The sequence below is a fragment of the Jutongia sp. genome, from assembly GCF_057878315.1.
Genome location: NZ_DBLXSO010000027.1, coordinates 14,180 through 40,785 on the forward strand (window position 1 = coordinate 14,180; position 26,606 = coordinate 40,785).

Here is a 26,606-nt window from a genome sequence, read left to right on the forward strand (position 1 = left end):
TCTCCTCCCTTCTATACCAGACCGGCAAAGCCGCAGAATGCGATTGCCATCAGACTTGCTGTTACAAGTACGATCGGTGTACCCTGAAATGACTTCGGCACATCGTTGTACTCGTTGCGCTCGCGGATACTTGCCATGATCGTAATAGCCACAAGAAAACCAAGTGCGGTAAACAGACCTCTTACGACACTGTAAAGGAATCCCATACCAAAGCTCTCTCCGGCATAATCAGTTACATTGTTCAGTGCCACACCAAGAACTGCACAGTTGGTCGTGATCAGTGGAAGATACACACCAAGGGATGCATGCAGTGCCGGCATGAATTTCTTAAGAACCATCTCGATAAACTGCACAAGTGCAGCAATGATCAGGATAAATGCAATGGTCTCCAGATAAGCAAGACCGGTTGGTTCCAGAATAAAATAATAAATCGGATATGTTATTGCTGAAGCAATCGTAATAACGAATGTAACGGCAGCTCCCATACCAACGGCTGTCTCAACCTTTTTCGATACACCAAGGAATGGACAGATACCAAGGAACTGGCTCAATACGACGTTGCTGACCAGCATTGATGATATAATGATCACAAATAATTCGCCCACTGCCATCAATCCTCCTTCCTGTCAGAAGCGGCTTCCTTCGCCTTGGTCTCAGCCTCGGCTTTAGCCTTTGCTTCCTTTGCTGCCTTCGCCTTCGCTGCGGCTTCTGCTTTTGCCTTGGCTGCGGCTGCCTTCTGAGCAGCTCTCTCTGCCTCTACAAGTCCCTTGTTGGCAACACTGCAGTTACCGACGCAGGATGCACAATTTCCACCGCAGGCAATCTCGTCATCTGCCTTCTCTACATTTGTCGCAGAAGGCATCTTGAGCTTATTCTGGATTGCTGTCAGGAAAGACAGAACAAGGAATGCTCCCGGTGCCAGTACAAAAAATGTAATATGATAATCATCCGGAATGAACTGATGTCCAAAGATTGCACCAGCACCCAGGATCTCACGGCAGATACCGATACAGGTCAGACCAAACGTAAATCCAAGACCCATACCGAGTCCATCAAATGCAGATGGAAGTACCGGATTCTTTGATGCATATGCCTCGGCTCTTCCGAGGATAATGCAGTTTACTACGATAAGTGGGATATATACACCCAATGCTTTGTTCAGTGATGGAAGATACGCCTGCAAAAGTAACTGGATCAACGTTACGAACGTTGCAACGATTACGATAAATGCAGGGATTCTCACCTTATCCGGAATCACCTTACGAAGCAGAGAGATGAATACATTCGACAGGATCAAAACTGCCGTTGTCGTCAGACCCATGCCCAGACCGTTGATGGCTGATGAAGTAACAGCCAGCGTCGGACACATGCCAAGCATCATCACGAAGGTAGGATTCTCTGTGATAATGCCGTTTTTCAAACGTTCTGTACAAGAATTCATAATCCATTCCTCCTATTCTGATAATGATGCAATGAAATCCAACGCACCATTGACGGCTCTTGTTACCGCACGGCTTGTAATGGTCGCTCCGCTGATCGCATTGACCGTGCCGCTCTTTGCATCACCGGAACCATCCTTCACAACGGAAAGTCCGGAGTCACCCTTTGCCATGCCGACATACTGCTCATTCCATGAGGTCGCACTGTTCTGTCCAAGACCGGGTGTCTCGTTGGAGCAGTCGGTTACACGGATACCTAAAATATTGCCATCCTTATCAACACCAAGTGCCAGCACCACACTTCCGCCATAGCCTTTGGCTGAGCAGGTCACTACATAGCCGGCATCTGCGCCGTCCACCTGTGCCTTCATGACCTCAGAGATCTCTACATCGCTGAGGGTCTCACCCATGGCATCTGCCTTGATCTCACCGGCAGCAAGCTTCTCATTGTACTTGACAAGTGCGTCATCAACCGTCTTGTCATCGACAAATTCTGCATTCTCATAAACAGCGGCATATGCCTCTGCCTTTATCTTTTCATTCTGCTGCTCGATCGGCTTCTTTGTAATGGTATACACACCGCCCAACAGGATACCTGCGATCAGTGTGATCACGGTAAGCGCAATGGTATCATGCACCAGTGTATTGCCTGATTTTTTCTCGTCTTTATTTGCCATCCTTGATGCCCTCCTTTCCAAATGGAACAGGAATTGTCACCTTTTCGATCAACGGTACCATAAGGTTGCTGATGATGATCGCATAGGATACGCCCTCTGCAGATGCACCGTAGACACGGAAGATACCGGTCAGAATACCTAACAGGATGCCAAACACGATCTGTCCTTTCGGGGTGATCGGGCTTGTTACGTAATCAGTGGCCATGAAGAAGGCACCGAGTAAAAGTCCGCCGCCGCAAAGCTCAGCAGCAAGGTACATCATATTGAAACCGTGTCCGCCGAAGATCAGATAAAATACAGCGAAGGTTGCCAGATAGCATACCGGAATACGCCAGCTGATGACCTTGCGGATCAACAGATAAGCTGCACCGATCAACAGACAAAGTGCTGAGGTTTCACCGATCGTTCCGCCGGTTGTTCCGAGAAACATCTTCAGCACCTGTGCCCAGTCAAGATTCATGGAGCCATCCTTGATCATTGCCAGCGGCGTTGCTCCACTGATCGCATCAAGCTGTTTGTCGGACAGATATTTCAATCCTACTGCCTTGTCATAAGCAAAGGATGTCATCTGACCCGCAAAGGAGATCATCAGGAAGCATCTTGCACCGAGTGCGGGGTTCATGAAGTTCTGTCCAAGACCACCGAAAAGCTGTTTTACAATGATGATTGCAAAAACACTGCCGATGATCGCCATCCAGATTGGAAACTTGGAGCTTAAGTTCAGTCCAAGAAAAAGTCCTGTCAGAGCGGCACTTCCATCGCTGACGGTCAGCGGAAGTCCCATTGCCTTCTGCCATATGTACTCAGACAGTACACATGACGCCATACATACCACAATCAATACCAGTGCGCGGATACCGAAATTGTAAATTCCGAACAGAGCCGCCGGTGCCAGAGCAAGAAGCACATCGTACATGATCGATTTTGTAGAGGTCTTGCTTCGAACGTGTGGTGATGATGAAATATTCAATAGATTACTCACGATTCTACACCTCCTATTTCTTTCTTCTCTGGGCTGCCACATACTGGCGTGCCTGCTTAAAGGTCTGGGTCAGAGGACGTCTTGCCGGACATACAAATGTACAGCTTCCGCACTCATAGCATTCCATACCGTTTAATTTCACAAATGCATCGTAATCATTGTGCATAGCCGCCTGTGCCATCTTCTGCGGCATCAGATTGCCGGGACATGCTTCCACGCAGCGTCCACAGCGGATACACGGTGTCGGCTCATACTCTGCCACCTCATCCTTTGTCAGTGCAAGGATTGAGGAGGAGGTCTTGGTCACCGGTACATTCAGATCAAAGAATGCAAAGCCCATCATCGGACCACCGGAAATGATCTTGACCGGCTCTGTCTTAAAGCCGTCTCCTTCCGGTACCAGATCGGCATGACTGCAGCCGAGACGAACCTCTACATTGACCGGTGTATTAAATGCATCACCGGTTAATGTCAGAACTCCCCGGATCAGCGGTGTCTGCTTGCAGACAGCACGGTAGATTGCAATAACCGTAGATACATTATCCACGATACAACCTGCATCTGCCGGCAGCTTTGCAGAATAGATCTTACGTCCGGTTGCCGCATAGATCAGGGTACGCTCACCACCCTGAGGATACTTTGTCTTAAGGGGAAGCACCTCTATGCGCTCCTCATTCTGAACAGCCTCCCGCATCTTTGCGATCGCATCCGGCTTGTTGTCCTCAATGCAGATCACACCCTTCGCATTGTCGAAAAGCGTAAGCATTACCTTCAGACCTTCAACGATCTGATCGGTATATTCCATCATCTGACGATAATCAGATGTCAGATACGGCTCACACTCTGCGCCGTTTACAAGGATGTAATCAATCTTATCCGGCTCCTTCGGGGCAAGCTTTACATGTGTCGGGAAGCCTGCTCCTCCCATACCAACGATACCCGCCTCCTTCACGATATCGCGGATCTCATCCTTGGACAGCTTCGTGTAATCACGATCCTCTCCAAGCCCCTCGATGCCTGTGTACTCCTCATCATTCTCAATTACTACACAAGTTGCTTTGGAACCATTAAGAAGCATTCTCGGTTCTACTGCTTTGACGGTTCCAGAAACCGAACTGCAGATATTTGCAGAAATAAAGCCACTGGCTTCGCCAATCTTTTGTCCTACCAGCACCTTGTCGCCCTTTTCCACGATCGGAGTCGCAGGCGCACCAATATGCTGAGCCATGGAAAATACATACTCTCCCGGCAGATTTACCTGCTTGATCGGCAAATCCTTAGACAGCTCTTTTCCCTCGTAGGGATGAACACCCCCACGAAATGTTGCGTTACTCATTCCGGTTCCCCTTTCTTTGTTTTATTTTGCCGTGTCTGTTGAGATCATTTCTCATTTCCCTCACATATGCCTATTACAATCTATTCTTTTGGGACGTGATTCAGCCACAACAATTCACCTTTTATTGTATCATTCGTACGACAAAAGTCAATATTTTCACGCCGTTTTCGGTTATTTTCACCAAAATCTCGTCCCTTTTCCCATTGAGAATTTATATCAGACTTTTCCGATAATTATAAATATGTAAAAGAAAAAAGAACAAAACCTCAGAAGTTTCCTATAATGCAAGAAAAAACGCTGTGCAAATGCACAGCGCCCCGTATGTTAAGCTGATAACGGGAATCGAACCCGTGACCTCCGCCTTACCAAGGCGACGCTCTACCGACTGAGCCATATCAGCAATCAACATGCGATATTATATAATACTTTCACCAAAAATGCAAGCATTTTTTTATTCTTCTTCCATAAATTTCAGGTACAGTTTCCGCAGGATAAACGCTGCCAGCAGCACCGCCACAACAACGACTCCGCCCACGATGTACTTCTTGTAGTCCTTCTTCTCGGTAAATGCAGTCAATGGCGAATCAACGATCTTCTTATCCGACTCTGACTCCACATACTCCTTCCCCAGATCCTTTTTGATGTACTTGATCGCCTTTTTCTTTATCTTACCCTTTTTCATGACTGCAAGATTCTCCATAATGACCTTCTTTTTCTGATCATAGGAAAGCTTTTTAAAGCTTTGATCCCGATCCTGTGCCGCCATGTCATCATCCGTCGCCAGCCACTCCCCGGTATTGTGACTGTCGCGGAGAGTCTCCTTCCCCTCCGCCGTCTCGCCATACACATACTCCCTGTTCCGATAGAAGATCATGTCCGCGGGCGTCTTGCTGTTAATCTGCAGAAAATGGTCGGATTCATCATAGCTGAAGTATATCTTTCCGCTATAATCGTCCAGCTGCAGACGGAATTTGCAGAAATCCTTTCCGTTGCGGGTAACAAGGAAATAATACTCAGATACGCCTTTCTGTGAATACCAGATATTATAAATGTAAAACGGCCGGCAGATCCGAAGCACATCATCATCCTTCACCTTCTTCATCAGTTCACCAAGCTTATTATCTTCCTTGGAAACCTTCTTGGTGTAACTGACATAATCGTCCTCGCGAAGCTGTGCATATTTATTATATTTCTTTACCGCCTTGTCCACATGCTTCCGAAATAACGGCTCCACATTCTTCAAAATGTAAGACGGCATCTCCTTCCCATAAATACCATTAAAATCTGTCTCAAGCGTGTACGCTTCTGCCTGCTTTGCCCCGGCAGCAATGCTTCCGAGTACCGCCAAAATCCCCATGCATAAAAGTAATGCTGACTTTTTGATTCTCCCCATAGTCATCCCCCTCTCTTTTTCTAAATATACCATGGGGATTTATCTGTTTTCTACCCTACTTTTTTAAGGTATTATCTATAATTATTACATATTTCCATCTGCCATCAACACAGCGTTGAGCATAACCGACGCCCCCTCCGTACACTGCTGTGGAGAAGAATATTCCTCCTCACAGTGTGACAGTCCTCCTTTCGACTGTACAAACACCATTGTAGTCGGCAGCATATAGCCAAGATACTGCGCATCGTGTCCTGCCGTACTCGCTCCGAGGTGGGATTCAGATGTTTCGAAAGGCACTTGCAAATGATCCGGAATTTCTCTTGATGGATGAGCCTTTCGGTGCGTCAGATGCCCAAACCCGTCTCATCATGCAGGAAATTCTCCTGAAAGTCTGGGAGGACACCGGCAAAACGATCCTTTTTGTCACGCACGATGTCAACGTAGCTGTTTTCCTTGTTGACAAGGTATATGTTATGACAGCCCACCCCGGCAAATTAAAATATATTCAGGACGTCGATTTTGAACGTCCACGTCATCCGGATATCAAATATGATCTTGGCATCATTTCCGGTTCTTCTGACGATCCGGCAGGAACTCGATCAAAACATTCTGTTCTCTCTGGTTTCGCGTGCGGAGCCTGTTCATGTATTCTCATCTCTTATCATCTTAAAAAGTAAGACCGAATGGCCAAATGCCCAGGAGTTCATAGAGTTTCTTCCGGATACCTGGGATTCGGCGACGACATATTAAACGGCATTAGCGGTACGATTGTTTTCAAATTATGATGTAAAAATAAAAGACCCATTTTATGTCCAATCGACCAGACCCATATCAAGCTTTTATTGAATTACGATAAATTTTTATTGACATTTCCGAAAATCCATGTTATAACAGATTTATCGTAATACGATAAATCATTATGTGCTTATTTAATTTGGCCAATGAACGCACAGCAGGGGGAGATAACGATTCAACAATCAAATATATTTAAAAACTCAGGCAGCCTGAAGCTTTCTGCATTCATCGTCGTTCTGGCATTGTTGATGATCAGCTGCATGTTCCGGAGCAGAAACAGTAATATTCATTCTCACTTTCCGCCCGGAAAGAATGCACTGTGTTTCCAGGATACCGGACAGTATCCTGACATTGTCAGCTATGATTACAAGGGACGCATCTATGTTCCGTATGGCAGGAGAAAAGCCGGTTACGGGAAACCACGCGTCCGTGAGATTGATCATTGCATTGGTTATGTTAAAAACGCTGATGCAACATCCGGGGAACAAATAAAAGAAGCGAACAATACGGATAGCGGTGTGTATCTTTATACATTAAAGGGGGACGATGCTCACTGCTATCTACTGGAATATATGGAAACCGGGCTGATGGATGAACCAACCTATTTAAGAGCTGTTGATACGAAAAAGCAGGACTTGAAACAGCTCGATCCAACAGAATATATAGAGCCCGACGATGTATATGAGACAGCAAACATCTGGAAACATTAAAATTAAAATATTAAAATTCGCGACAGGAAAGGATTTGATTAATATGGAACAGAAAACATTGGCAAGATGGCTTAAAATAATTATTATCGGCACAGGTTTGTGCGGCATAGTAGTCGGCGCATTTCTTCTGCCGGAAATCGGATCAGAAATAATAACTGCATACAAGGAATTTTCTTCGTGGAGACTTCCATGGCTTGTATTTCTGTGGCTGACTCTGATTCCCTGTTATGCGGCACTGGCAATCAGCTGGCAGATTGCCGACCGAATCGGAAAAAACCGCTCCTTTACCATTGAAAATGCCGTAGGGCTTGGCCGGATTTCAAAGCTGGCAGTCGCTGATACCGCTTTCTTTTTCATCGGAAATATAGTATTGTGGTTATGCGGCTGGAATCATCCGGGTATTGTACTCGGGTCGTTGCTAATCTGCTTTGTTGGAATTGTAATCGCTGTAGCGATGGCAGTATTGTCACATCACACAAGGAAAGCCGCCGCACTGCAGGAAGAAAATGATCTGACGATCTGATCACTACTATGAAAGGACACACGTTATTATGGAAGAATTATTACCGGGAAAGATTATATTTAATATTGATGTGATGCTGGCAAAACGTAAAATGAGTGTCACAGAATTAGCAGATAAAGTGGGGATCACGATCGCCAATATGTCCATCTTAAAAAACGGAAAAGCCAAAGCGATAAAGGTATCAACCCTGATCAAGATCTGCCATGCGCTGGACTGCCAGCCCGGCGATATATTGGCATACCAAGAAGAGTAATTTGATTTAATTTCATAGCATTACTTTATACATATATTGTATTCTCACTCCTTGCTTTGTACCCATGCTATTTTGTTGCGTGGGATTCATTGCATAAATTCTTTACATTATTCCAACTTAACACCGAATTGTTTAGCAATCAATTTTCATTTTCCATATAAAAAAGATGCCGCACGATTGTGCGGCACCCCTTTTATATGGTTATCCGATATATTCCATTATTTGAATTTCTTATATCCGCTCTTCTTCAGAAGCTTCACATTTGCTTTGCGAACCTTTGCGGAAGCGCCCTTAACCTTAATCTTCTTCTTGCATCCCTTGAAGGACTTCTTAGCGACCTTCTTCAGTTTTGCTTTCACCGTCAGAGTCTTTAACTTCTTACAGTTTGCAAATGCTGCAGATGGGATGGTCTTAATGTTCTTATTCAGGGTGATCGCCGTTGCCTTAGATCCCTTGAATGCCTTAGCGCCGATCGCTGTTACCTTGTAACCTGCTGTCTGCTTCTTGATTGTTGCAGGTACATTAAGCTTCTTAGCCTTAGCACCCTTCTTAGTCAGGCCAACTACCTTTACGGTACCCTTAGCTACTGTTGTAGCTGCCTTTGTTACCTTGTACTTGTAGTTACCGGAAGTAAATGTAGCATTTACCTTAGGTCCAACGATAGATGGAGCACTTGTAACAGCTGCCGGTGTTGTTGTCTTTGCTGCAGGTGCAGAAGCAGATGGTACTGCTGATGGCACGTTTGAAGGTGAAGCTGAAGGTACCTGTGTTGGAGCAGCCGGAGACTCAGCTGGTTTCGCATTCGGATCGATCTGCTTTCCTGTCTGCGGATCGATATAAGTACCATTTGCAACATCCTTCAGAAGCTGATCAAGACCGGATACGGTAAACTCGATTGAAACGCTCTGGCTTGGAAGTTCAAGTTCCTCATTAGCACTTGCATCATCTAATGGATGACTTCCCTCATCAGCCCACTTATCAATTGCCATGAATGTATAGTAATCATTCTTGTTTTCCTCAGTCTTCGGTGGGAGTACAGAATCATTCAATACTTCCTTACCGTCAAGCTTGATTGATTTTGCTGTAACTGTAACGCCCGGATATGTCTTCCATGCAATATCTGTAGCAACACCTAACATGTTAAATGCATTTGCTGCTGAAAGATCAATTCCATCAATTGATACGGTGTAATCACCGTCCTTGTCAAAGTATACATCCTGTACCTTTGTCGTATCAGCAGCCTCATTACCGGCTGCCCTAATATACTCAAATGCATGTGCATCCTTAGCCAGCTTCTTCTGTGGCTTAAATGCATCACGATAATCCCCGGAAGCTGTCTGATACATCAGGTATGCATGTGCACCCTTCTTCTCCCAGAGAGACTTATCGATGTACTTACCATAAGAAATCTCAGGAGTATCATCATTCAGAGCCTTACCTGTCTCAGGATCGATGTAAGAACCATCTGCAATATCCTGAAGCACTTTATCCAGTCCAGTAACTGTAAATGTAAATTCAATACTCTTAGATGCTACCGGAAGCTTCTCTGCAGCATTCAGTTCATTCAGCGGGAAGAACTCCCCATCCTTTGCATATGCGTTAACAGCCATGAAGGTGTAATACTTGTTATCTTCCTTTACAGTCAGATCAAATGGAGCATCTGTTACTTCCTTGCCATCTACCTTCATGGTAGCATTGGTAATCTTGATTCCTGACTCTTTGTAGGTCTTGTAATCGATATCTGTAGCAATACCAAGCATCCTGTAATTGTTTGCTGCACTCAGATCAACACCGTCAAGAGAGATTGTATACTCGCCGTCCTTTGTGATCTGAACATCCGTTACCTTTGTATTTTCCTTTGTTACCTCATTTCCACCGGCCTGAATATACTGATAAGATCCCTCATCCTTGCCAAGGCTTCTCAAAGGCTTGTATGCGTTACGATAATCCCATGTTGGTGTCTGATAGGTAATATATGCATGAAGTCCTTTTGTTTTCCAGAGTGTCTTATCTACATAATCACCAAAGTGAACATCACTGTCATCGCCATTCGATGGTACACCACCTGAGATCTTTGTCATGGTAGCATCACCGTCAGCCTGGTTGATCGTGTTATAGAAATCAGCGATATCCTTGTAGATCTGCTTGCACTCAACACGGTCGAAGTACTGGCTTGTCTCCCAGAGGCAAGGAACTGCACTGATCTGCTGTGCTGCTGTAAAGGTATCGTTATACCACTGTGTTACACTGGCATCAACACCAGCCGGGTTACATACGGCACACTCACCGATAATGATGCCATAACCGTTATCAGAGAACTTCTCCTTCATCTGATTGAAGTACTCATATGTTGCCTTCTGGTCACCAACAGTATATGTACCTGTACCACCGTCACCACAGAAATCCCATGGAGTATAGTAATGAACAGAGATGAACAGCTTGTCCTTACCGTTCTCAGCAATATCGGTCGGCATCTTGTATCTGTCATCTACTGTCTTGGAGATATCAGTATCATATCCCGGAATCAGGAGATGTCTGTATGTGTTGTTGCCGCCTGTGCTGCGGACAATGTCAACAAACTTCTGGTTGATCTTATTGGTCATCTCATATAACTCGTCTGTCTTTAAGTTACCACCTAAGGTTACGATATCCTTACCTGAATTGTCCGGCTTTGCATATCCCTTTGCAGGACCATTCAGACAGATTGCATCGTTCAGACGGGTTCCGAGCTCCTCGTTAGCACCCTCGAAGATCAGGTGGTCAGAGTAATCTTTGAAACGCTCAGAGATCTGTGTCCAGTAGCTCTCATAACGAGTCCATGCTGCTGCACGTGTCTCCTCGTCAGCTACCTTGTTGCCATCTGCATCTTTCTTGCAGGCACCAAACTGCCCCCACCACTGGTTATCCCAGTGATCATTGACGATAACATACATCCCCTCGTTCAAAGCGTAGTTTACGATCTCCTCGATACGTCCAAGGAACTCCTCTCTCAGAGTATATGTACCATCATCGATATCTGCATTAGACCATGCTACCGGAATACGAACGGTATTGATACCATATGAATGTAATGCGTCAAAATACTCCTGTGTGGTTACAGGCTGTTTCCACATGGTCTCGCCATCTGTTGGTGTAGCATCCTTCTTCTGGTCAACCGGGATAACTGCCTCCATGGTATTACCAAGGTTTACCCCGGCACCCATCTCGTTCTCGGCGAGCCACTTTGAAGATAATTCCTTACGAACAGTTCCGTTATCCTTAACCGTCATCTTTGTGCCGGTACCCTGGATCGTTACCTCTCTGCTCTCTCCTTCTGTAATGTTAGATGCTTTCTCCGGAAGCTTCTCACGAAGTGTGATCTGATCCGGTGTCAGCACCTCTGTAAATACGGTTTTGTCATCCTCTGCTGCTTCTGCGGTCTTTGTTCCAATTCCACCAACACTGAAGCTGGTAACAACCATGGAAAAACTCAGACAAGCAGCTAAAAGTCCTTTAAGATTTTTCTTTCTCAAGTCTTTTCCTCCTCTTTCTTGATATTCTCATTGTGAAGATTCATGATCTCTTCTTCCGAGATCGTTTGCTATAGCATACACATATATTGTACACAAATATACGGCAACATTCAAGGAATTTATTGTTGATAATCACCACGAAAAATAGAGCAAAAATATAGTAAAAATTCAATCTTTCACAAAAAATACCCTTAAAATACGAAAAAAGCAGGCGAATACATCACCGCAAAATTTTCATTATCTGCGGCGGTATGTAACCGCTCTGCTCTTTGTCACGGCAGCACCCGAATTGATGCCTGCCATGCTTCTATTCCCTTCTATTTGTAAAAAACAATACTGCTTCCGACGATCTTTTTGCTTTGATACATAGCACTGTCCGCCTGACGATATAGCCGCTCAAAATCCAGATCATCCTTCCTGTGGAAGGCAGCGCCCATACTCACATGGATCACTCTGCCGCCAAGCTCCGGAATACGGATATCCTGCATCCGCCCGACCACTTCATCCGCAAGCTGCTGTCCATGTACATCATCCAACATCCCCGGAATGTACATGGCAAACTCGTCTCCACCAAGCCGCAGAAGTATGTCCTTTTCGCCGCAGATTCCCTGCAGTGCTTTCGCCACGGCAATGATCACCTCATCCCCGACTGCATGTCCGTATGTGTCATTGATTGATTTAAATTTATCACAGTCAAGGATCACAAACATGCCCGGAATATTCTGCGCAATCGTTTCTTTAATCTTGCGCTCTCCACTGCCGCGGTTGCGGATCCCTGTCATCAGATCCATCTCTGACAGATACAGGAGACGGTTTTCTCTGCGCTTTTCCTCGTCAATCACCTCAACTGCATACAACACATGCAGTAAGCGTCCGTCCTCATCCTCATCCACCTTGATAAAACGTTCCCTGCACCATCCAGATATATTTCCAAGGTATTCATGGGCGATCGTGCATTTACCGCACATCCGATCCTCTAAGGTGGAAATGTCCGTAAATTTCCGAACGCTCTGTGCATACTTCTCATTGGCAAGCACTTCCATCACATTTCTGATCTGTACGGCAAAATCATCACCGCCCTCCGCACTGATCTGCCGCTCGATATGCGGTGTTGTCTTGATCATCTGAAATCTGCCGTTCTGCACATTGACCAGATGCATTGACAGATAGATCTGCGCCAGTGCGGCATAGCTGTTCAGGCTCGCTTCCTGATTGGACTTATCAAAGGAATTACGCAGCTTGAGAAGCGACACCAGAAACGTTCCGATCATGTCCAGAAAAAGGGACAGTTCTTCCATATCAGTATCTCTCGGATTGTCCACGCCGAAAAATCCGCTGATCTGACCATGATAACGAAGCGCACTCACTGCAACACATTCTATCTTCTGCGGTGCCAGCGTCTGATAAGTCATAGGATATTGTTCCTTTATATCCTCCACATTACGAATGATCACATTCTCATCCCGGTCAAAGGTATCATACCACCATCCGATGATATCCATATCGACATTCTGAAGAACATCAATCTGGGGAACAATCCCCTCCTTGCACCACTCATAGGTATTATTGGTCACATGAGTGTGCAGATCATCCTCAAAAATATAGATCCGGTCAGAACCAATATGATTACCAAGGAATCGGATAAACTCCTGAATCTGCTCGTCCGGATTATCATGCTCCATCGCCGAACGCATCGCCTTATTGATGATCAGTTCACATCTTATCTCTGTTTTCATAATAATCTTGTATCCTTTCTCCCTGAAATACCCCTTTTATCTTCCTGACTATTTCTTTAACGTTCCCTCTGCGAGATCTCTCTCCGTCAGATAACCGGTCGAAAAAGCCGCATTGCATTCTGCTATCTCCTTCGTTCCATTAATATAATCGGCATAAAGGTCCCACAGATCCATGCCTCCGTCCGCTTCAAGTCCATCGTCATCCGGAAGCCATTCACGGATCAGTGCGATCCGTTCTTCCTTTGTTGTATCCCTGATCAATATTGATTTCATAGCCATGATCCTCTCTGCAAAATAAGTCGATTTAAATACATATTATTTCACCCTGCCTATAATGTCAACCATTCACGCTGCTTGACATATACTATATATAAACTTATAATGAAGTTGATTATACTCTCATTTTCATGAGAGCATCATCAATACCAAAGGAGGATTTGAAAAATGCAGCAAAGAAGTATTCCGATGTACATCATTCTGTCCATCGTGACCTGCGGACTGTTCGGTCTGTACTGGTTTATCGTTCTGACAGACGAGACCAACGAGGTGACCGGTCAGACACAGCTTGCCAGTGGTCCTATGGCTCTCATCCTTACCATTATCACCTGTAACATTTACGGTTGGTACTGGGCTTACAAGATGGGTGAGAAGGTTGATATGATCAAGGCACAGAATGGTCAGTCATCCAGCAATTCCGGTATCCTGTTTATTATTCTGCAGGCACTTGGTCTTGGCATCGTCAACTATGCACTTGCGCAGGATGCCTTAAACCATACCGCATAATGCTGTTACACTTTATGGAATGACAGAAGTAAAAGGATCATTAAAATGAAAAAAGAACGAATCCGGAGATTATTGATACGTGACATTATCATTGCTGCAATTCTTGCCGTTTACGGCTCGATCGTCAGCCTGACTCATTGGAGTATTCCATGTATCGTTTATCAGCTCACCGGATTACAATGTCCGGGATGTGGGATATCCCGGATGCTTCTTGCAATGCTGCACGGGGATTTCCGTGCAGCATTTTCTTTTCATCCGTTTCTGTTTGCAACATGGCCTTTCATCGCTTATCTGATTCTTCGCATGGATCATCGCTACGTGAACGGTTACGGAATGACGCTGAAAAAAGCAGACACAATTCTTGCCTGCTTTTATATGATCGGACTGGTCATTTTCACAATATGGAGAAATCTGTCCGCGATTTTATAAGCGGTATGCGATTATCCCCGAAAAACACCTCATCATATAAGAAGCCGGTCTGCGATTTCAGACCGGCTTTTCTTTAACGAATCCGATACTGACAGATCATACTTTCCTGTCCGTTTTTCCGGTCAGACTCTATCGCAAAGGTATCTTCGGTGAGCCAATGCAAGGAAGACTCCTCAGACTGCGTCAGATTCTTTCGTTCCAGCAAGCATAATTTCCGTTCCGGCACATCAAGAATCCCAAGCTTTCGGATTCCATTCTCCGAGAAACGCGCCGACAAAAGAAGCTTGTCGCCGGACACATTGATCAACACAAATTCCGTATTAAGATCAGCATCCATGCCTTCCAGTTTTATCCGTTCCCCGGTCAGCTCATCCACCAGATATGTTGTTCCATTCTTCGTGAAAAGATCATACCGCCCGCCGGTAAATGCCACCCTGTCGACTTCGTTCGTCTCGTCATCCTCTTCCCCGATCACGACATGATGAAACAGCTCTTTCTTTTCTCCCGACTGCAGATCAAAACGATAGCAATCGTAGCATTCCTCTTCTGTCCCCTCTGATGCCGTTCCGATGATCATAGTATTTCCCAGAGCACGGACAAACCGGATATCCTTTTGCTTTGTCAGTTCTTCCAGAGACACCGCTTTCTTCTGCACAGTATCAACCATATAATACTTTGCCGTTTTCTGTGTCTTTCCCACAAGCGCGCAGTAATACCGGTCCGATATTGTCTCCCAGTTTGTTATCACGGGATAATTGCACAGGCGTTTTCCATTGATCCGGATATTGCGGAAAATATCAGTAAGCTTTGCGGTATTAATATCCTGTATGTCCCCGTCACACCGCAACGGATACTCATACGTCCCCTCGTCAGACTCCTTCGACAGAGTAAGCCAGAAACCACCGGTATCATCAGCGGATAATAAAAACCGTTTCTGTCGAATCTTTCGTTCCCCCTGATCACCACGATACAGATCATAAATATTTCTCACATACTGTTTCCCCTGATAAGAAATAACGTTGGCATTTGCGAAGCCCTTTTGTCCCTGCCAGCAAATCGTTCCCTTAAAGGAATGGATATTCCGGATCGACACACATGCATTATTCTGAACGGAAAAATATGTCTCCTTCCCCCGATCTTTGGAAACATAAATATCCTCATACGGTTCGACCGGCTTCTTTGCCGTCACATACCGCACCTCCAGAATATCATCGATCTTCTTGACCGGCGAAACGTCGATCACAGCTTCAGAAGACTTCGCCGTCCCGGAAGCTACCGGTGCATGCGGTTTCCGGATCTCCTCTCTGCCGTTTAACCGCACAATGGAAATAACCCACTGACGAAACTGCGCATTGACCTGATACGCTGTAGAAAGGGCAAGTGCCACCAGGAGCACCGCAACAGCTACCCGGCGCCATGCCGACGACTTCGCATTTCTTCCCGTAATGATTCGCACTGTTTTCCCAAAATCTCTTTCTAAGACACCATCAATACAAGAATCCGTTTCCGCCAGACATTCCTCGATAAACCGGTCTTCAATCTCCCCATAGGCACGCAGTAATTTATCGGTCATCGCCATAGCCTCCCTTCCTCAGATGCGCTCTCAGCTTCCGATTCTCCCTTCTAAGGATCGACTTGACCGAGTTGATATTCATATTCATATCCGCCGCAATCTGAACAACAGAGTCCATGAAGAAATATCTCCTGACCAGGATCCTTCTCTGTTTCGCCGGCAATTGTTCCAGGAAAGCATTGATCTGTTCCGTCAGTTCCCCCAACTCGATCCCCTCCGTCAGATTTGGCGTATTGGAAAATGTTTCTTCCAGCTCTTCCAAGGAGACCGTCTGCTGCCGGCTTCGTTTTCCTGCCAGATTATAGTCCAGCCGGTTCATCGCGATATTCCTTGTAATCTTACAGAGAAATGCCCGGAAATAAGACGGACGTTCCTCCGGAATGCGGTTCCATACCGCAAGATAAGTATCCTGCACACATTCCTCTGTGTCCTCTCTGGAATGTAGAATGTGCTCCGCAATATGGCTACATAATTTGTCGTATTTCTTTTTCGTTTCCCGGATCGCTTCCTGCGAGCGCGACCAGTACAGTTCAATAATATCCGTATCTTCCATGCAGTTTCTCCTTTCGCCGTCCATCCCATAAGTAGGAATATACGGCGAAAAAGTTTCACTTCCCCTCATCATCCCCTTAAAAATGATAGGCATCTACCCATTCCTTCATAAGCGTTTCCTGCCTTTTCTGCAGCTTCGCAGTACGAGCTTCATCCTCCCCGTCATCCTGCGCCACCATATACAAGGAATAGGTGACTCCGTCTCTGGTAAGATATGCGTTTTTCTTATAAAACATATATTTCCCGGTTCTGGAGCTGCTGTCCACGACCAGCCACTCGTCTCCGTCTGCGGATTTTAATTTTGTCTGTTGATATTCCACATTGCCGTCCTCAGAAACGCCTGTCTGACCAGCATCTAAATGGGAACCCTTAAAAAATATCTCCTCCCACTGCTGCAATCGGATATGATCGATCTCATATTTATGCTCGAGCATCACCTGATCCATCGTCACATCACGTTCTCCCCTCACGCTCGCATACAACGACACCGTTATCTCGGATGACCTATAATTCCAGTCTGCCGTCACCAGCTTATCATACCCAATAAAATCAACTGCCTTCTTATCTGAGTCAAAAGTCTTCTGACAATAGCCCGGCATTTCGTCGGTATACGCAAAGTCCATATTTTTGTTCTGTTCAATGATCGTTTCCTTCATGCTGTCAAGCTGACCATGAAGCTCGTTAAAGTCGACCTGCTGCTTATCCCACTTCACGGTATAGCCGGAACCACTATCGCCGGAGTGCTTCTCGCTCACAAATATTCCGAGCTTCTGCGCCGCATATACGGCTGTTCCCATCGCCAACAGGATCACCAGAACAACCGCTGCTGCCTTAAGCGGGAAATACGCCTTTTTCTTTCGGGAAGAACACTCTGCCCAGGATTGTGTCAGAAAACGGTCATCAATACCGGAAAGATATTCCAATCGATTTACTTCCTTCATATGCGATATCTCCCTTCTAAATAATTCTTAAGTCTCTTTCTCATTCGAAACAGACTGCTTTTGATCCTGCTCGCTCCATAACCGGTCTGTCCGCACAATTCCTCGATCGATTCTCCGAACCAATAACGATGCACAAACAGATAACGGTCCTGAGCCCGCTCCTTTTCCAGAAATTCATTGATCAACTCCGTCAATAAGCTTTCCTGTTCCACCTTATCCGGAATAATGTTTTGAAGCTCATTCGACAATTCCACAACCTCAGCTTTACGTTTCTGCCGCTCCATACTTCTGATCATATTGAGTGCCTTATTTCTGCATATTCTGGCGCTGTACGCAAATAAATTGTCCGGCCTGTTCGGCGGAATACTGTCCCATACGGCAAGCAGTACATCATTCATGCATTCCTCCGCATCCTGTGCAGAAACAAAATGACCTGCCAGCATTTTCAGCTTCGCCGCATACTGATCCTGAAGTGCCTTTATGCCATCCTCTTCCCGGTTCCATAGCATTGCTATGATCTGTTTTTCATCCATAGAATACTCTCCCTTCTACTTATAAAGACACTTTTTCTGACCGACAGGTTTCTCTTGTTAAAATTTAAAAGTGAAATTTGAAATTTTTATTCTTCATCTCCTTCAACAGTTTCTACTCTTCATAATAATTGGTGTATTGTTCAAAAATCTCCTTTACCCTTCCATATGCCGCTTTCGGACGACGATATTCATCCACAACCCCCTTATTATTCATTTCTCTCGGACGACCTGCAAACCATTCACTGCTCACCCGCACATCACAAAACTGCCAAATATAAACACCCATGCTTTCTGAAAACTTCAAGCATTCTGACACCTGTTCAGACAGCGCATCTGCCTGATATTCCTCTGTCCATTTTCCGTGATAAGCATTATGACAGCCATACAAGCCTCCTGCTCCGATCTCGGAAACAATAAAAGGCTTACCCTTTCCATTTCCGTCCTCGACGATCCAGTCATATACCTCATTTAAATAATCGCGGACCGGCTTGTCCACATACCATCTTGGATATAGATTGCAGGAAATAACATCCGGCAGATCAAAGCAGATATCACCGAAAAATTTGCAGCTCGCAAATGTACATGGTCTGCTGTCATCCATTTCCCGGATCAGCCGGAACTGCTTCTCATAACAGGAACGCCCAAACAATGTTTCACTCGCACATTCATTTAAAATTCCCCAAATAAAAATACATGGATGATTGTAATGATAAAATATCATTTCCCGGATAACCTGTTCCGCCTGCTCCTCAAACAATGGATGTTTCATCCTATCTTCTTCCAGGCCGCGTGCATGATTTTCTTCCCAGACCAGAATGCCAAGCTCATCACACAGATCTAGAAATATTTCATCGTTCGGATAATGTGCCGTCCGAATGGAATTTGCTCCCATCTGCCGTATTAAAACCAGATCATTATATATTGTCTGATACGGCAGCGCACATCCATAATCCGGATGATCTTCATGACGGCATACTCCCTTGATCCGAAGCTTTTTCCCATTCAGCAAAATGTATTTACCCTGAACACATATCTCACGAAATCCAAAGCGTTCAATCAGATCATCGATCACTTCATCCTCTCGCAGCATTTGCAATTCCACCTGATACAGCACCGGCGTCTCCGGACTCCACTCCTCAATCCCATCGATCTTCAAATCGGTACAAAATTCATAATGTTTTTTAGCAGTATCTGTAAGTTTCCATTCAAAAGCAGTATCTTTTATTTTTCCTTGAATGGTAATATCCTCGTCGTTCTGTCTGATTTTCAGTACATTGACTGCTGCCTTAACCTGAACATGCCATTGTTCATTTTCGCGATATGTTTTCACATGAACATATTCCAAATACAGATCACTGAGTTCTTCTACGACAACACCTCTTGATATTCCGCCGTAAGACATATAATCGTTCGGAACATGAAGCGCACTGTCTTTATGAAAACGATTATCCGCCTTGATCTCCAGCATATGTCTGCCCGGTTCCAAATCACTGACAACGACGGAAAACGGCGTATAGGCATTGTAATGATGTCCAATCTCATGTCCGTCCAAATAAACCGTTGCGGTATGGCTCACACCTTTACACTCGATCCGCACATTTCCCTGTGCCTGAAAAGTTTTACGATAAATCCCCTCTCCTCTGTAATCTGCAAAAAGCGGATGGTTCTCCCAGCAGCCCGGCACAGCAACCGGAAACTTCTGTCCTGCATAATTTCCTGCACATGGTTCAAATTCCCATAAACTTTCGGTTAATTCCATTTGCTTTCTCACATCATGTGTCTTAAATGTCCGAATCATTTGATTCAATGCCTCCCTTCTTTAAAGCAAGTTCTAATCATAAATAATTTTTTATCCTCATAAATAGTTCATATTATCTCCGGTCTCATCAACCACAAGTCCTCTTACACCAGCAGCGAATAATATTCCCACGGCCAGATGACATCATCAAAACAGTTTTCCATATATTCCCAAATATCATCATCCGCATATCCCATCATCCGAAAGATCACACATACACTTTCCCGCAGCTCCCCATAGGAAAGCATGCCTTTTCGCTGTTGCAAAAACAAAACCTGCAGCAACACCGCATACTCCATTGCCATCCATTCTAACTTCACAAGAATATCCAGAACCTGCTCCGTTCCCGGCGTGATCAGTGCCGATGATATCTCCTCCGCAAACAGATTTCGAAGATGCTTCTCAAAAGGTTGAATCTTCTGCCGAAAATCATCCCATTCCTTCGTCTGCCTGTTATCTAATTGCTCTGCTGCATCCGCAAGCGGCAGCAAAAAATCCGTATAAATATTTTGTCTGCGGTATATCTCAGAAACATCCAGAAAGAGCAGATTATATTCTTCCATTCGATCGCTTGTCATTTCGTCATTATCGCCGATCGCATCCTGAATCTCCTTAAGATCTGTCGCATTCTTATAAGCTTGGAGCTTCTCCTCCAGGCTTCCATTCTCTTCCAGTTCATTCAGATCCTTTACGATCAGAAAACAGATTTCCAAAGCAGTATTTAACTTGACTCCCTTTGTAGTTACAATTTCCAACAGCCAGTCCCTGATTTCAAATAATATCGGATTTATTTCAGCGATCTCTCCACACGTCATTTTGCTTTCTTCCCGTTCCTGAAGCTGAAAAGATTCCTGCTGCCACAGCAGATCTAACACTGCCGGACAGCCCGGTGTCAGCGCACGCTCAATCCTTCCGTTGTATATGTGCTCCTCTCTCGGAAAAGTCTGACAGGTGTGCGAAATCGCCTGATCTCCATCCCTGATGACAATTTTGCATAACTTCTCATCATTTAGAAACGGACACATCCCATCCTGTCCAAGTGCAATAACATATCCGTCCTCACCCTGCTTCACATGACTTTTCCATTCCTCGTCCCATCGAAAAAATGTCTCATCATCTACTGCAATACGCCACTGCATGCAGCAGGTCGTGGGACATTTCGATGCGGTACATTGAAATTGTTCATAATAATCCGGTTGATATAATTTCATAGTAATCTCATATTCCTTTCTCAACCCTAATCTATCTTTCTTCGCAAGCTGTCGGAAGATCCCTGTTTTAAAAGCAAAAAATCTGCGCAGATCATTTGCTTTCATCCAAAAGGAAATTACCTGTGTAAAATACTACAAGCCTTCGTCGTAAATCTTCGTAATTGCCGCCTGTGCTTCCTCCATCTCATGCTTCTTCCGAAAACGCTCACGATCCTCCAGAATTGCAAGCATTTCATCAACCACCATTTCCACGCTCGGATTCGTCATCCGATACAGATACCCCAGCATTCGCGTCGCAGTATAATCGGTGTTCATATATTTATATGCAATCTCACGACATAACTCTTCCGGAAAATTCTTGTCCATCAGTGCCCGATACACCTCCGCACTGCGCGAGGAATTTTTATTACTTCTATCCATCAAATCGTCCTCTCTTTAGAATCGTATATTTCTACTTTGTAATTATTTTCTGATCACTTCTTTCCCAGCATCGTTAGTAATAATAATTTGTTCATCATCTTTCCACTGAACAGAATTAACGGAATTTAATTTCACCCTCTGTGTTTTTACCTTTATGTATTTATCTCCTCTTTTCGCCAAAATCACGACATGAAACTTCTGTGTCTCACCATCCTTCAAATACTTTCCAACAACGATCGCAATATCACCATTTGTATGATTCACAGCAATATTTGTAATCCGTTCCTTCTTCTCGGTTTGATACAAAAGCTTATCTTCCGAATTAAGAAGTTTATGGTTCCCTGAATCGCCAGATGTCGCTTCCACATACGCAAGAGAATCCAGCGTATCGCCAAAGGCATAGCTCGAACAATATTTTTCCAGAAGAAGCTCCTGCGTAGATGCATCGTAAACACTCATACAGCCCATAAACGGACTCACATGAGAAAAAGCAACTATCATCTTGTCATCAGGCCACTCCAGAGACATAATTCCCGTTGCCAGATGCGGTTCAACCGTAATCGTTTGGGTCTTGTCTGTCGCCCGATCCTGAATATATAAAAGCTGACTGTCGTCTTCGCAGACATACGCATTATAGCTTTTCTGTGTAGACACTGCAGACAAGACAGTTTGTGATGCGGATGCATCTTTTACTTTGTTATTCACTGATGTCACTGCCCGGTTGCCAGTTTCATCATTGACAAAGGTTTGTTTAGAAATCCGCTTGTCCTGATGAATCTCTGTCTGCTTTATTCCGGACGCGCCGGTTATATTTGTATTCTTAGTTGTAACCAGAGTTATGGCTGCGAGAATAACGCAGATACCGGTCACGGTGTAAAGCTTGGTCTTTTTCATTTGGATCTCCTTTAATGATGTTAGCTTATTTTTAAACTATAAATCAAATAATGTGTTGTATTACACTGCTTTTACTCACAAGAGGTTATTTAATGTTTTCATATCTTCCAGACTTAACTTACCTTGCGCGTGCATATCTTCCAACGGACCATTTCGAAAACAATAATGTACGACAAATCTTGCAAATAAGTCCACATCAACATTTTCGAAAAAAAGTTCCTTCATTTCTCTATTTCAAGCATCAAGTAATCCTACTATAGCACAATCTGTTAAAAATAAATAGAGATATTCTCATATCAATCCTTTCAAATTTCTCAAACATCCTTTGATATCTATTTTGATTACTCTAATATATGTCACCCTAAAGTTTCAAATCCCAGAATCAAATTCTTTACTATTTCAAAAATCCCCATACCAGGCAAAAGCTTAGCCCGGTATGGGAACCCATTATTCTAATATTATATTACAAGCGTAAGCTCTAATAAATCGTCATATCCAATTTTCTAAAAATATCTGCATCTTGCTCTAGTGAGATTATCTTGCTGTAAATTTCTAATTCAAAGTTATCAGCGACTCTTTTACCAAAATTCGATTCTATACTTTCAGTAATATCTACAATATCATAGATTGCTTTCCGTTTTTGTTGCTATTCTTGCTGATATCAGACGAATATTCTCTTTCCGTTCTGTATATACAACAAAAATCACATCATTAACCATTCCAATTTTGTATATGAATTTGTCCAATAGCTATATTCAATGTTTCCGAATAGAATGATAGAGAAACACCGTTCCGGCACCCAATAATAAAACAGCTATTATTAAAATACAAGCCAACGGGAACCGCAAAATATAATCTGCCGAATTTGTAAAACACTCATGATAATTTCTAAACTCGAATGCTTGATACCATTTTGCAAATAACGGCATCAATAAAACAAATATCCCGCCTATCAGGATACATGTTATTGAGATACACCTTTCAATAATACTGCCATTACTATTTTTCTTATCCGTATTGTGATTATTTGTGTCCTGACCATTATCGTCATCTACCTCATCCTTCATAAGATAATCCAACGAGCAGTCAAAATATCTTCCTAATTTGACCATATTTTCCATATCAGGAATCGTCCCCATTTCCCACTTGGAAACAGCCTGTCTGGAAACATTCAGTTTTTCTGCCAGCTGCTCCTGTGATAATCCGTTCTGTTTTCTTAATCTCTGTAATTTTTCAGCAAACGTCATAGCATGCATCCCCTTTCTGTTTTTCAGTGTAATTACAGTATATCTTTATCTCTCGATCTATCTACCATCTGAACCTTGCAAATCCGCAATTCAAGGTTACATTCCGGAAAATACTGCCGATTTATACACTTCTGCTATAAATCAGATTATGATAGGTACATCCACAACATTGCAGTCACCTCTGTTTTGATTTTATACCCTTTTATAAATAATAGGAGCATCATATCCAAATGTACGTTTTCCATTCACTTCCATACTCTCCGATACTTCCAGACATGTATCAGAAAATTTCTCCCATAACCGAAATATCATTACCGGCGAAAACTGGCTTACACTGCCTCCTTCCCATGTACCATCCTTTTCGTGATACAAAGCCGGAGTAAATTTTTCTGACTTTTTCAATGCACTGTATTTTACATTTTTCATTGTTTCGTAGGAAAATGTCTTTTTATCCTCTCCTTCCGGAATTTCATAGGAAGAAAGCATAATCCCATCATCCTGCTCTGTCAACAAAAACAAATGTGGCGAAGAATGACGTTTTCCTTGGCTTTGATAATAACTTTCTTCCACAATGAATATGCCGGAAAAATCTGCCGGAAGATCTTGTATTTTATTGTTACACGGTGTATTAACATGCTCCGCATATGGATATATCTCTCCTGCTTCCTTCATTTTTTGAAATTGTTCCTGATTATCAAAGTGACCTGTCATCATTTTAATAAACTGCTCAAGTTTAGATATATTTTCTGTATGGCTCATATAGTTCTCCTCTCTCGACGATATTTTCTCTCATTATACACCCATCCATATGAAAAAAAAAGAATATTATCTTTCATACTATCCACATAAGTTTTCATGATAAACTCCCTGCTTAAAACGTGAACGAGAGAAACGTCCACAGCAGACAGATCAATGAATAATCGAAAAGTAGCATGTTTTTTTGCCGGAGTAGGTGGAATTGATTTAGGCTTTGAACAGATCGGAGCATTTGAAGTCGTATACGCAAATGAGATTGACAAATACCCTATTGCCACCTACGAAAACAACTTTAATATCAGAGCAGACTGCCGTGATATTAACACAATAAATGCGAGTGAAATGCCAGAATCTGATGTAATGGTTGGTGGATTTCCTTGTCAAGCCTTTTCGCTTGCCGGATATAGACAGGGATTCGATGATGAAAAAGGACGAGGAACGCTATTCTTTGAAATGATGCGTATTATTAGGGAAAAGAAAGCAGCCGGACACCAACCCAAAGTTGTATTCTTTGAAAATGTCAAGAATCTGGTTGGACACGATCACGGCAATACGTTTCAAGTCATTCAAGAACAATTAGAATATCTGGGATATCATATAAAAACAAAGGTTCTCAACGCAATGGAGTACGGAAATGTACCACAGAATCGGCTCTCACCAAAAGCAAGACAGTATTTCCAAGCGATGACAGCCTCTTAAAAATGCTCTATCCGGCTACTATGGACATCACTAAAAAATGGACCGGACGCCGCAGGGACTGGTCCCAGATACGAGCCCAGCTGGAAACCTACTTTGAAGAACGGCTGGAAAAAGCAGAATTCTAGGGAAATCTATTTGACATGTGCATTTATACCTGTATAATGCCAGCCCTTGTACCTTTTCCAACTTTGCTTACTTTAGCTGCAGTCTTCGCAACTTTAGCTGTTTTCGCAGGTACTTTCGCTACATAAGAACCCGGTACTCCCGGAATAAGAGAGGCTGCATCCCATAGTAAATATCCCTCATTTTCCCATGACGGATTTGTACACATTGAGTAAATACTATCTCCCAGACTCACTATATCAAATATGGTCTCCCAAATATTCACCCACTCGGATCTACCCTATTTACCCCATCATTTCCGCAGTAAGTATACAAGTGTAAACTCAGGGCATCTTCCTCATCACCTGTATAGGTATCCCTTGTTAGAAATCTTCCCAAGTACGGCTGGTAATACCTGGCTCGGAGATAAATGGCATCCGTCTCCTTATCGTAGTGTTCACCACAATAGCGGAAAGGATTCTCATCCTTTCTATCCGGGTTCACTTCATTCCCGAAGGAATCATACTCATAGGTCTTGATGACTTTGCCACTTTCATCCGTCAACTGTACCACATCGCCATGAGGATTTTTGACATAATACTGCTTCTCTGTTCCTTCTCCCTGATCCGCATATACAAGGTCATTTCCACAGATATATCGCTTCTGCACCTTGCCGCTGTCAGAGAGTTCCATTACCAGTTAATCCCCGTCCCAGACAAAAACTGTTTTTTCTCCATTCACAGTCTTGCTAGTACGCAGTCCCTCGGCATCGTAAGTATAGTTTACCTTATCCATCTTTCTGTCACTGTTCCCAGGGCGCCCTGGTCTTTACTCTATGCCTCGCCACCCAAACTGGTATCATACCATTTTAGGTGGCAGGTGACAACTGCCCTGCGCTAGAGGACGCATAAATGTGATTCTGTACAATTGCACTCATTTGTGCAAGTGGTTGTGCCGGAGTAACACCAAGAAATCTATTTTCCACGGCATTCCGCCATGGTTCTGTAAGACTTGTCATTGATTGAATATTGGTTGCAGTTAACTTGAAAGCCTCAAATACTTAAACATATCCTGAACAGAATATTTATTAGTTTCATTCATTTTATTGTTTATTTTTTTTGTTTTATTTACATTCACTTCAAATCCACCTATTTTATTTTGTTCGTAAATTATAGCCTTATGAAGTTCTAAATCTGTTATTCCGCCTAATATCAATAAAAAATCTTCCCTACCATCATTATTTATATCCTTAAACAAAAAATCATTTACCCTAAAATCACTCGGAAACACCACTGATTCAGAAAAGTCGTAC

30 protein-coding genes, 1 tRNA gene and 1 pseudogene are annotated in these 26,606 nt (G+C 43.7%); 8 read left to right on the forward strand and 24 right to left on the reverse strand.

The annotated features are described in order from the left end of the window. Nucleotides 1–11: 11 nt before the first annotated feature. From ACZLMD_RS07940 to ACZLMD_RS07975, 8 genes are all read right to left on the reverse strand, one after another. Complete coding sequence (locus ACZLMD_RS07940) at nt 12–611, reverse strand: electron transport complex protein RnfA (RefSeq protein ID WP_022306559.1); 600 nt, start codon at nt 609–611, stop codon at nt 12–14. Further along, entirely contained in the window at nt 611–1,441 is an 831-nt protein-coding gene (gene rsxE / locus ACZLMD_RS07945) for an electron transport complex subunit RsxE (RefSeq protein WP_178413268.1), read from the reverse strand. Before rsxE ends, ACZLMD_RS07940 begins: the two co-directional genes overlap by 1 nt. Before the next feature lie 12 nt (nt 1,442–1,453). Then, the gene (locus ACZLMD_RS07950) at nt 1,454–2,116 is read right to left on the reverse strand and encodes an RnfABCDGE type electron transport complex subunit G (RefSeq protein ID WP_022306561.1); all 663 of its coding nucleotides are present in this window, start codon (nt 2,114–2,116) and stop codon (nt 1,454–1,456) included. Beyond that, the gene (locus ACZLMD_RS07955; RefSeq protein ID WP_022306562.1) at nt 2,106–3,098 is read right to left on the reverse strand and encodes an RnfABCDGE type electron transport complex subunit D; all 993 of its coding nucleotides are present in this window, start codon (nt 3,096–3,098) and stop codon (nt 2,106–2,108) included. The genes ACZLMD_RS07950 and ACZLMD_RS07955 overlap by 11 nt, the downstream gene beginning before the upstream one ends. Before the next feature lie 13 nt (nt 3,099–3,111). Then, nucleotides 3,112–4,434: an electron transport complex subunit RsxC gene (gene rsxC / locus ACZLMD_RS07960; RefSeq protein WP_022306563.1), complete on the reverse strand. Its 1,323-nt coding sequence runs from the start codon at nt 4,432–4,434 to the stop codon at nt 3,112–3,114. 327 nt (nt 4,435–4,761) lie between these two features. After that, nucleotides 4,762–4,834 (reverse strand) — tRNA-Thr (locus ACZLMD_RS07965). A gap of 51 nt (nt 4,835–4,885) precedes the next feature. Beyond that, on the reverse strand, nt 4,886–5,827 hold the full coding sequence (locus tag ACZLMD_RS07970) for a hypothetical protein (RefSeq protein WP_022306564.1): 942 nt from the start codon (nt 5,825–5,827) through the stop codon (nt 4,886–4,888). Nucleotides 5,828–5,911: 84 nt separating this feature from the next. Beyond that, nucleotides 5,912–6,175, reverse strand: coding sequence for a M20/M25/M40 family metallo-hydrolase (locus tag ACZLMD_RS07975; RefSeq protein ID WP_489495524.1), 264 nt, complete (start codon nt 6,173–6,175; stop codon nt 5,912–5,914). Between ACZLMD_RS07975 and ACZLMD_RS07980 the strand changes: the two genes are divergently transcribed. From ACZLMD_RS07980 to ACZLMD_RS07995, 4 genes are all read left to right on the forward strand, one after another. Then, nucleotides 6,109–6,504, forward strand: coding sequence for a hypothetical protein (locus ACZLMD_RS07980; RefSeq protein WP_484106974.1), 396 nt, complete (start codon nt 6,109–6,111; stop codon nt 6,502–6,504). The genes ACZLMD_RS07975 and ACZLMD_RS07980 overlap by 67 nt on opposite strands. A gap of 264 nt (nt 6,505–6,768) precedes the next feature. After that, nucleotides 6,769–7,332 (forward strand): hypothetical protein, encoded by a 564-nt coding sequence (locus ACZLMD_RS07985; protein ID WP_489495516.1) that lies wholly within the window; start codon nt 6,769–6,771, stop codon nt 7,330–7,332. A 43-nt stretch (nt 7,333–7,375) separates the two neighbouring features. After that, entirely contained in the window at nt 7,376–7,855 is a 480-nt protein-coding gene (locus ACZLMD_RS07990) for a DUF2975 domain-containing protein (RefSeq protein ID WP_022306567.1), read from the forward strand. Nucleotides 7,856–7,883: 28 nt separating this feature from the next. Further along, complete coding sequence (locus ACZLMD_RS07995; RefSeq protein WP_118561775.1) at nt 7,884–8,108, forward strand: helix-turn-helix domain-containing protein; 225 nt, start codon at nt 7,884–7,886, stop codon at nt 8,106–8,108. A 218-nt stretch (nt 8,109–8,326) separates the two neighbouring features. On the opposite strand, the gene ACZLMD_RS08000 is transcribed toward ACZLMD_RS07995, so the two are convergent. The 3 genes from ACZLMD_RS08000 to ACZLMD_RS08010 form a co-directional block, all read right to left on the reverse strand. Continuing rightward, a complete protein-coding gene (locus ACZLMD_RS08000; RefSeq protein ID WP_489495517.1) occupies nt 8,327–11,620 on the reverse strand; it encodes a glycoside hydrolase family 5 protein in 3,294 nt (1,097 codons plus the stop codon). Between the two features lie 317 nt (nt 11,621–11,937). After that, nucleotides 11,938–13,356, reverse strand: coding sequence for a sensor domain-containing diguanylate cyclase (locus ACZLMD_RS08005; RefSeq protein ID WP_482521894.1), 1,419 nt, complete (start codon nt 13,354–13,356; stop codon nt 11,938–11,940). A gap of 48 nt (nt 13,357–13,404) precedes the next feature. Next, nucleotides 13,405–13,629, reverse strand: a complete 225-nt coding sequence (locus ACZLMD_RS08010) for a hypothetical protein (protein ID WP_022306571.1) — start codon at nt 13,627–13,629, stop codon at nt 13,405–13,407. A 171-nt stretch (nt 13,630–13,800) separates the two neighbouring features. On the opposite strand from ACZLMD_RS08010, the gene ACZLMD_RS08015 reads away from it, so the two are divergent. Beyond that, complete coding sequence (locus tag ACZLMD_RS08015) at nt 13,801–14,139, forward strand: DUF4234 domain-containing protein (protein WP_022306572.1); 339 nt, start codon at nt 13,801–13,803, stop codon at nt 14,137–14,139. Between the two features lie 45 nt (nt 14,140–14,184). Continuing rightward, on the forward strand, nt 14,185–14,568 hold the full coding sequence (locus ACZLMD_RS08020; protein WP_484106971.1) for a DUF2752 domain-containing protein: 384 nt from the start codon (nt 14,185–14,187) through the stop codon (nt 14,566–14,568). A 73-nt stretch (nt 14,569–14,641) separates the two neighbouring features. Here the strand turns inward: ACZLMD_RS08020 and ACZLMD_RS08025 are convergent, their stop codons facing one another. From ACZLMD_RS08025 to ACZLMD_RS08075, 11 genes are all read right to left on the reverse strand, one after another. Beyond that, a complete protein-coding gene (locus ACZLMD_RS08025; RefSeq protein WP_489495518.1) occupies nt 14,642–16,141 on the reverse strand; it encodes a hypothetical protein in 1,500 nt (499 codons plus the stop codon). After that, a complete protein-coding gene (locus ACZLMD_RS08030) occupies nt 16,131–16,694 on the reverse strand; it encodes an RNA polymerase sigma factor (protein WP_482523459.1) in 564 nt (187 codons plus the stop codon). The genes ACZLMD_RS08025 and ACZLMD_RS08030 overlap by 11 nt, the downstream gene beginning before the upstream one ends. A gap of 76 nt (nt 16,695–16,770) precedes the next feature. After that, nucleotides 16,771–17,634 carry a hypothetical protein gene (locus ACZLMD_RS08035; RefSeq protein ID WP_022305069.1) on the reverse strand — a complete coding sequence of 288 codons (864 nt, stop codon included), beginning with the start codon at nt 17,632–17,634 and terminating at the stop codon, nt 16,771–16,773. Continuing rightward, nucleotides 17,631–18,167: an RNA polymerase sigma factor gene (locus ACZLMD_RS08040; protein ID WP_022305068.1), complete on the reverse strand. Its 537-nt coding sequence runs from the start codon at nt 18,165–18,167 to the stop codon at nt 17,631–17,633. The genes ACZLMD_RS08035 and ACZLMD_RS08040 overlap by 4 nt, the downstream gene beginning before the upstream one ends. A gap of 112 nt (nt 18,168–18,279) precedes the next feature. Continuing rightward, a complete protein-coding gene (locus ACZLMD_RS08045; RefSeq protein ID WP_022305067.1) occupies nt 18,280–19,965 on the reverse strand; it encodes a glycoside hydrolase family 2 protein in 1,686 nt (561 codons plus the stop codon). A 104-nt stretch (nt 19,966–20,069) separates the two neighbouring features. Further along, nucleotides 20,070–21,176: a flagellin lysine-N-methylase gene (gene fliB, locus ACZLMD_RS08050; protein WP_489495519.1), complete on the reverse strand. Its 1,107-nt coding sequence runs from the start codon at nt 21,174–21,176 to the stop codon at nt 20,070–20,072. A gap of 132 nt (nt 21,177–21,308) precedes the next feature. Continuing rightward, on the reverse strand, nt 21,309–21,596 hold the full coding sequence (locus ACZLMD_RS08055; RefSeq protein WP_022305065.1) for a hypothetical protein: 288 nt from the start codon (nt 21,594–21,596) through the stop codon (nt 21,309–21,311). Nucleotides 21,597–21,638: 42 nt separating this feature from the next. After that, nucleotides 21,639–22,490: a hypothetical protein gene (locus ACZLMD_RS08060; RefSeq protein ID WP_489495520.1), complete on the reverse strand. Its 852-nt coding sequence runs from the start codon at nt 22,488–22,490 to the stop codon at nt 21,639–21,641. A 620-nt stretch (nt 22,491–23,110) separates the two neighbouring features. Next, nucleotides 23,111–23,209, reverse strand: coding sequence for a BrnT family toxin (locus ACZLMD_RS08065; RefSeq protein ID WP_178413282.1), 99 nt, complete (start codon nt 23,207–23,209; stop codon nt 23,111–23,113). A 36-nt stretch (nt 23,210–23,245) separates the two neighbouring features. Beyond that, on the reverse strand, nt 23,246–23,737 hold the full coding sequence (locus ACZLMD_RS08070; RefSeq protein WP_178413283.1) for a helix-turn-helix domain-containing protein: 492 nt from the start codon (nt 23,735–23,737) through the stop codon (nt 23,246–23,248). A gap of 192 nt (nt 23,738–23,929) precedes the next feature. Further along, nucleotides 23,930–24,478 carry a hypothetical protein gene (locus tag ACZLMD_RS08075; protein ID WP_178413288.1) on the reverse strand — a complete coding sequence of 183 codons (549 nt, stop codon included), beginning with the start codon at nt 24,476–24,478 and terminating at the stop codon, nt 23,930–23,932. Nucleotides 24,479–24,649: 171 nt separating this feature from the next. Here ACZLMD_RS08075 and dcm point away from each other — a divergent pair, with 171 nt between their 5' ends. Both dcm and ACZLMD_RS08085 read left to right on the forward strand, forming a co-directional pair. Beyond that, nucleotides 24,650–25,192 (forward strand): DNA (cytosine-5-)-methyltransferase, encoded by a 543-nt coding sequence (gene dcm / locus ACZLMD_RS08080; RefSeq protein WP_489495521.1) that lies wholly within the window; start codon nt 24,650–24,652, stop codon nt 25,190–25,192. Further along, nucleotides 25,150–25,317 (forward strand): annotated as a pseudogene (locus ACZLMD_RS08085) (IS256 family transposase); the annotation flags it as partial. The gene dcm and the pseudogene ACZLMD_RS08085, both read left to right, overlap by 43 nt. A 259-nt stretch (nt 25,318–25,576) precedes the next feature. Here the strand turns inward: ACZLMD_RS08085 and ACZLMD_RS08090 are convergent. Beyond that, complete coding sequence (locus tag ACZLMD_RS08090) at nt 25,577–25,987, reverse strand: RHS repeat-associated core domain-containing protein (protein WP_489495522.1); 411 nt, start codon at nt 25,985–25,987, stop codon at nt 25,577–25,579. 345 nt (nt 25,988–26,332) lie between these two features. After that, on the reverse strand, nt 26,333–26,606 hold a 274-nt coding region (locus tag ACZLMD_RS08095), incomplete at its 5' end, for a hypothetical protein (protein ID WP_489495523.1).

What these genes read in the sequence shown, in the direction of transcription:
- ACZLMD_RS08065 (WP_178413282.1), bottom strand. Translation starts at nt 23,209, where the DNA reads ATGGTTAATGATGTGATTTTTGTTGTATATACAGAACGGAAAGAGAAT.
- ACZLMD_RS08025 (WP_489495518.1), bottom strand. Translation starts at nt 16,141, where the DNA reads ATGACCGATAAATTACTGCGTGCCTATGGGGAGATTGAAGACCGGTTT.
- ACZLMD_RS07980 (WP_484106974.1), top strand. Translation starts at nt 6,109, where the DNA reads ATGTTTCGAAAGGCACTTGCAAATGATCCGGAATTTCTCTTGATGGAT.
- ACZLMD_RS08020 (WP_484106971.1), top strand. Translation starts at nt 14,185, where the DNA reads ATGAAAAAAGAACGAATCCGGAGATTATTGATACGTGACATTATCATT.
- dcm (WP_489495521.1), top strand. Translation starts at nt 24,650, where the DNA reads ATGAATAATCGAAAAGTAGCATGTTTTTTTGCCGGAGTAGGTGGAATT.
- ACZLMD_RS07950 (WP_022306561.1), bottom strand. Translation starts at nt 2,116, where the DNA reads ATGGCAAATAAAGACGAGAAAAAATCAGGCAATACACTGGTGCATGAT.
- ACZLMD_RS08040 (WP_022305068.1), bottom strand. Translation starts at nt 18,167, where the DNA reads ATGGATGAAAAACAGATCATAGCAATGCTATGGAACCGGGAAGAGGAT.
- ACZLMD_RS07970 (WP_022306564.1), bottom strand. Translation starts at nt 5,827, where the DNA reads ATGGGGAGAATCAAAAAGTCAGCATTACTTTTATGCATGGGGATTTTG.
- ACZLMD_RS08045 (WP_022305067.1), bottom strand. Translation starts at nt 19,965, where the DNA reads ATGATTCGGACATTTAAGACACATGATGTGAGAAAGCAAATGGAATTA.
- ACZLMD_RS08070 (WP_178413283.1), bottom strand. Translation starts at nt 23,737, where the DNA reads ATGACGTTTGCTGAAAAATTACAGAGATTAAGAAAACAGAACGGATTA.
- ACZLMD_RS07995 (WP_118561775.1), top strand. Translation starts at nt 7,884, where the DNA reads ATGGAAGAATTATTACCGGGAAAGATTATATTTAATATTGATGTGATG.
- rsxE (WP_178413268.1), bottom strand. Translation starts at nt 1,441, where the DNA reads ATGAATTCTTGTACAGAACGTTTGAAAAACGGCATTATCACAGAGAAT.
- ACZLMD_RS07985 (WP_489495516.1), top strand. Translation starts at nt 6,769, where the DNA reads ATGAACGCACAGCAGGGGGAGATAACGATTCAACAATCAAATATATTT.
- ACZLMD_RS08060 (WP_489495520.1), bottom strand. Translation starts at nt 22,490, where the DNA reads ATGAAAAAGACCAAGCTTTACACCGTGACCGGTATCTGCGTTATTCTC.
- ACZLMD_RS07940 (WP_022306559.1), bottom strand. Translation starts at nt 611, where the DNA reads ATGGCAGTGGGCGAATTATTTGTGATCATTATATCATCAATGCTGGTC.
- ACZLMD_RS08055 (WP_022305065.1), bottom strand. Translation starts at nt 21,596, where the DNA reads ATGGATAGAAGTAATAAAAATTCCTCGCGCAGTGCGGAGGTGTATCGG.
- ACZLMD_RS08005 (WP_482521894.1), bottom strand. Translation starts at nt 13,356, where the DNA reads ATGAAAACAGAGATAAGATGTGAACTGATCATCAATAAGGCGATGCGT.
- ACZLMD_RS08090 (WP_489495522.1), bottom strand. Translation starts at nt 25,987, where the DNA reads ATGGAACTCTCTGACAGCGGCAAGGTGCAGAAGCGATATATCTGTGGA.
- ACZLMD_RS08010 (WP_022306571.1), bottom strand. Translation starts at nt 13,629, where the DNA reads ATGAAATCAATATTGATCAGGGATACAACAAAGGAAGAACGGATCGCA.
- ACZLMD_RS08030 (WP_482523459.1), bottom strand. Translation starts at nt 16,694, where the DNA reads ATGGAAGATACGGATATTATTGAACTGTACTGGTCGCGCTCGCAGGAA.
- rsxC (WP_022306563.1), bottom strand. Translation starts at nt 4,434, where the DNA reads ATGAGTAACGCAACATTTCGTGGGGGTGTTCATCCCTACGAGGGAAAA.
- ACZLMD_RS08015 (WP_022306572.1), top strand. Translation starts at nt 13,801, where the DNA reads ATGCAGCAAAGAAGTATTCCGATGTACATCATTCTGTCCATCGTGACC.
- fliB (WP_489495519.1), bottom strand. Translation starts at nt 21,176, where the DNA reads ATGAAATTATATCAACCGGATTATTATGAACAATTTCAATGTACCGCA.
- ACZLMD_RS07990 (WP_022306567.1), top strand. Translation starts at nt 7,376, where the DNA reads ATGGAACAGAAAACATTGGCAAGATGGCTTAAAATAATTATTATCGGC.
- ACZLMD_RS08035 (WP_022305069.1), bottom strand. Translation starts at nt 17,634, where the DNA reads ATGAAGGAAGTAAATCGATTGGAATATCTTTCCGGTATTGATGACCGT.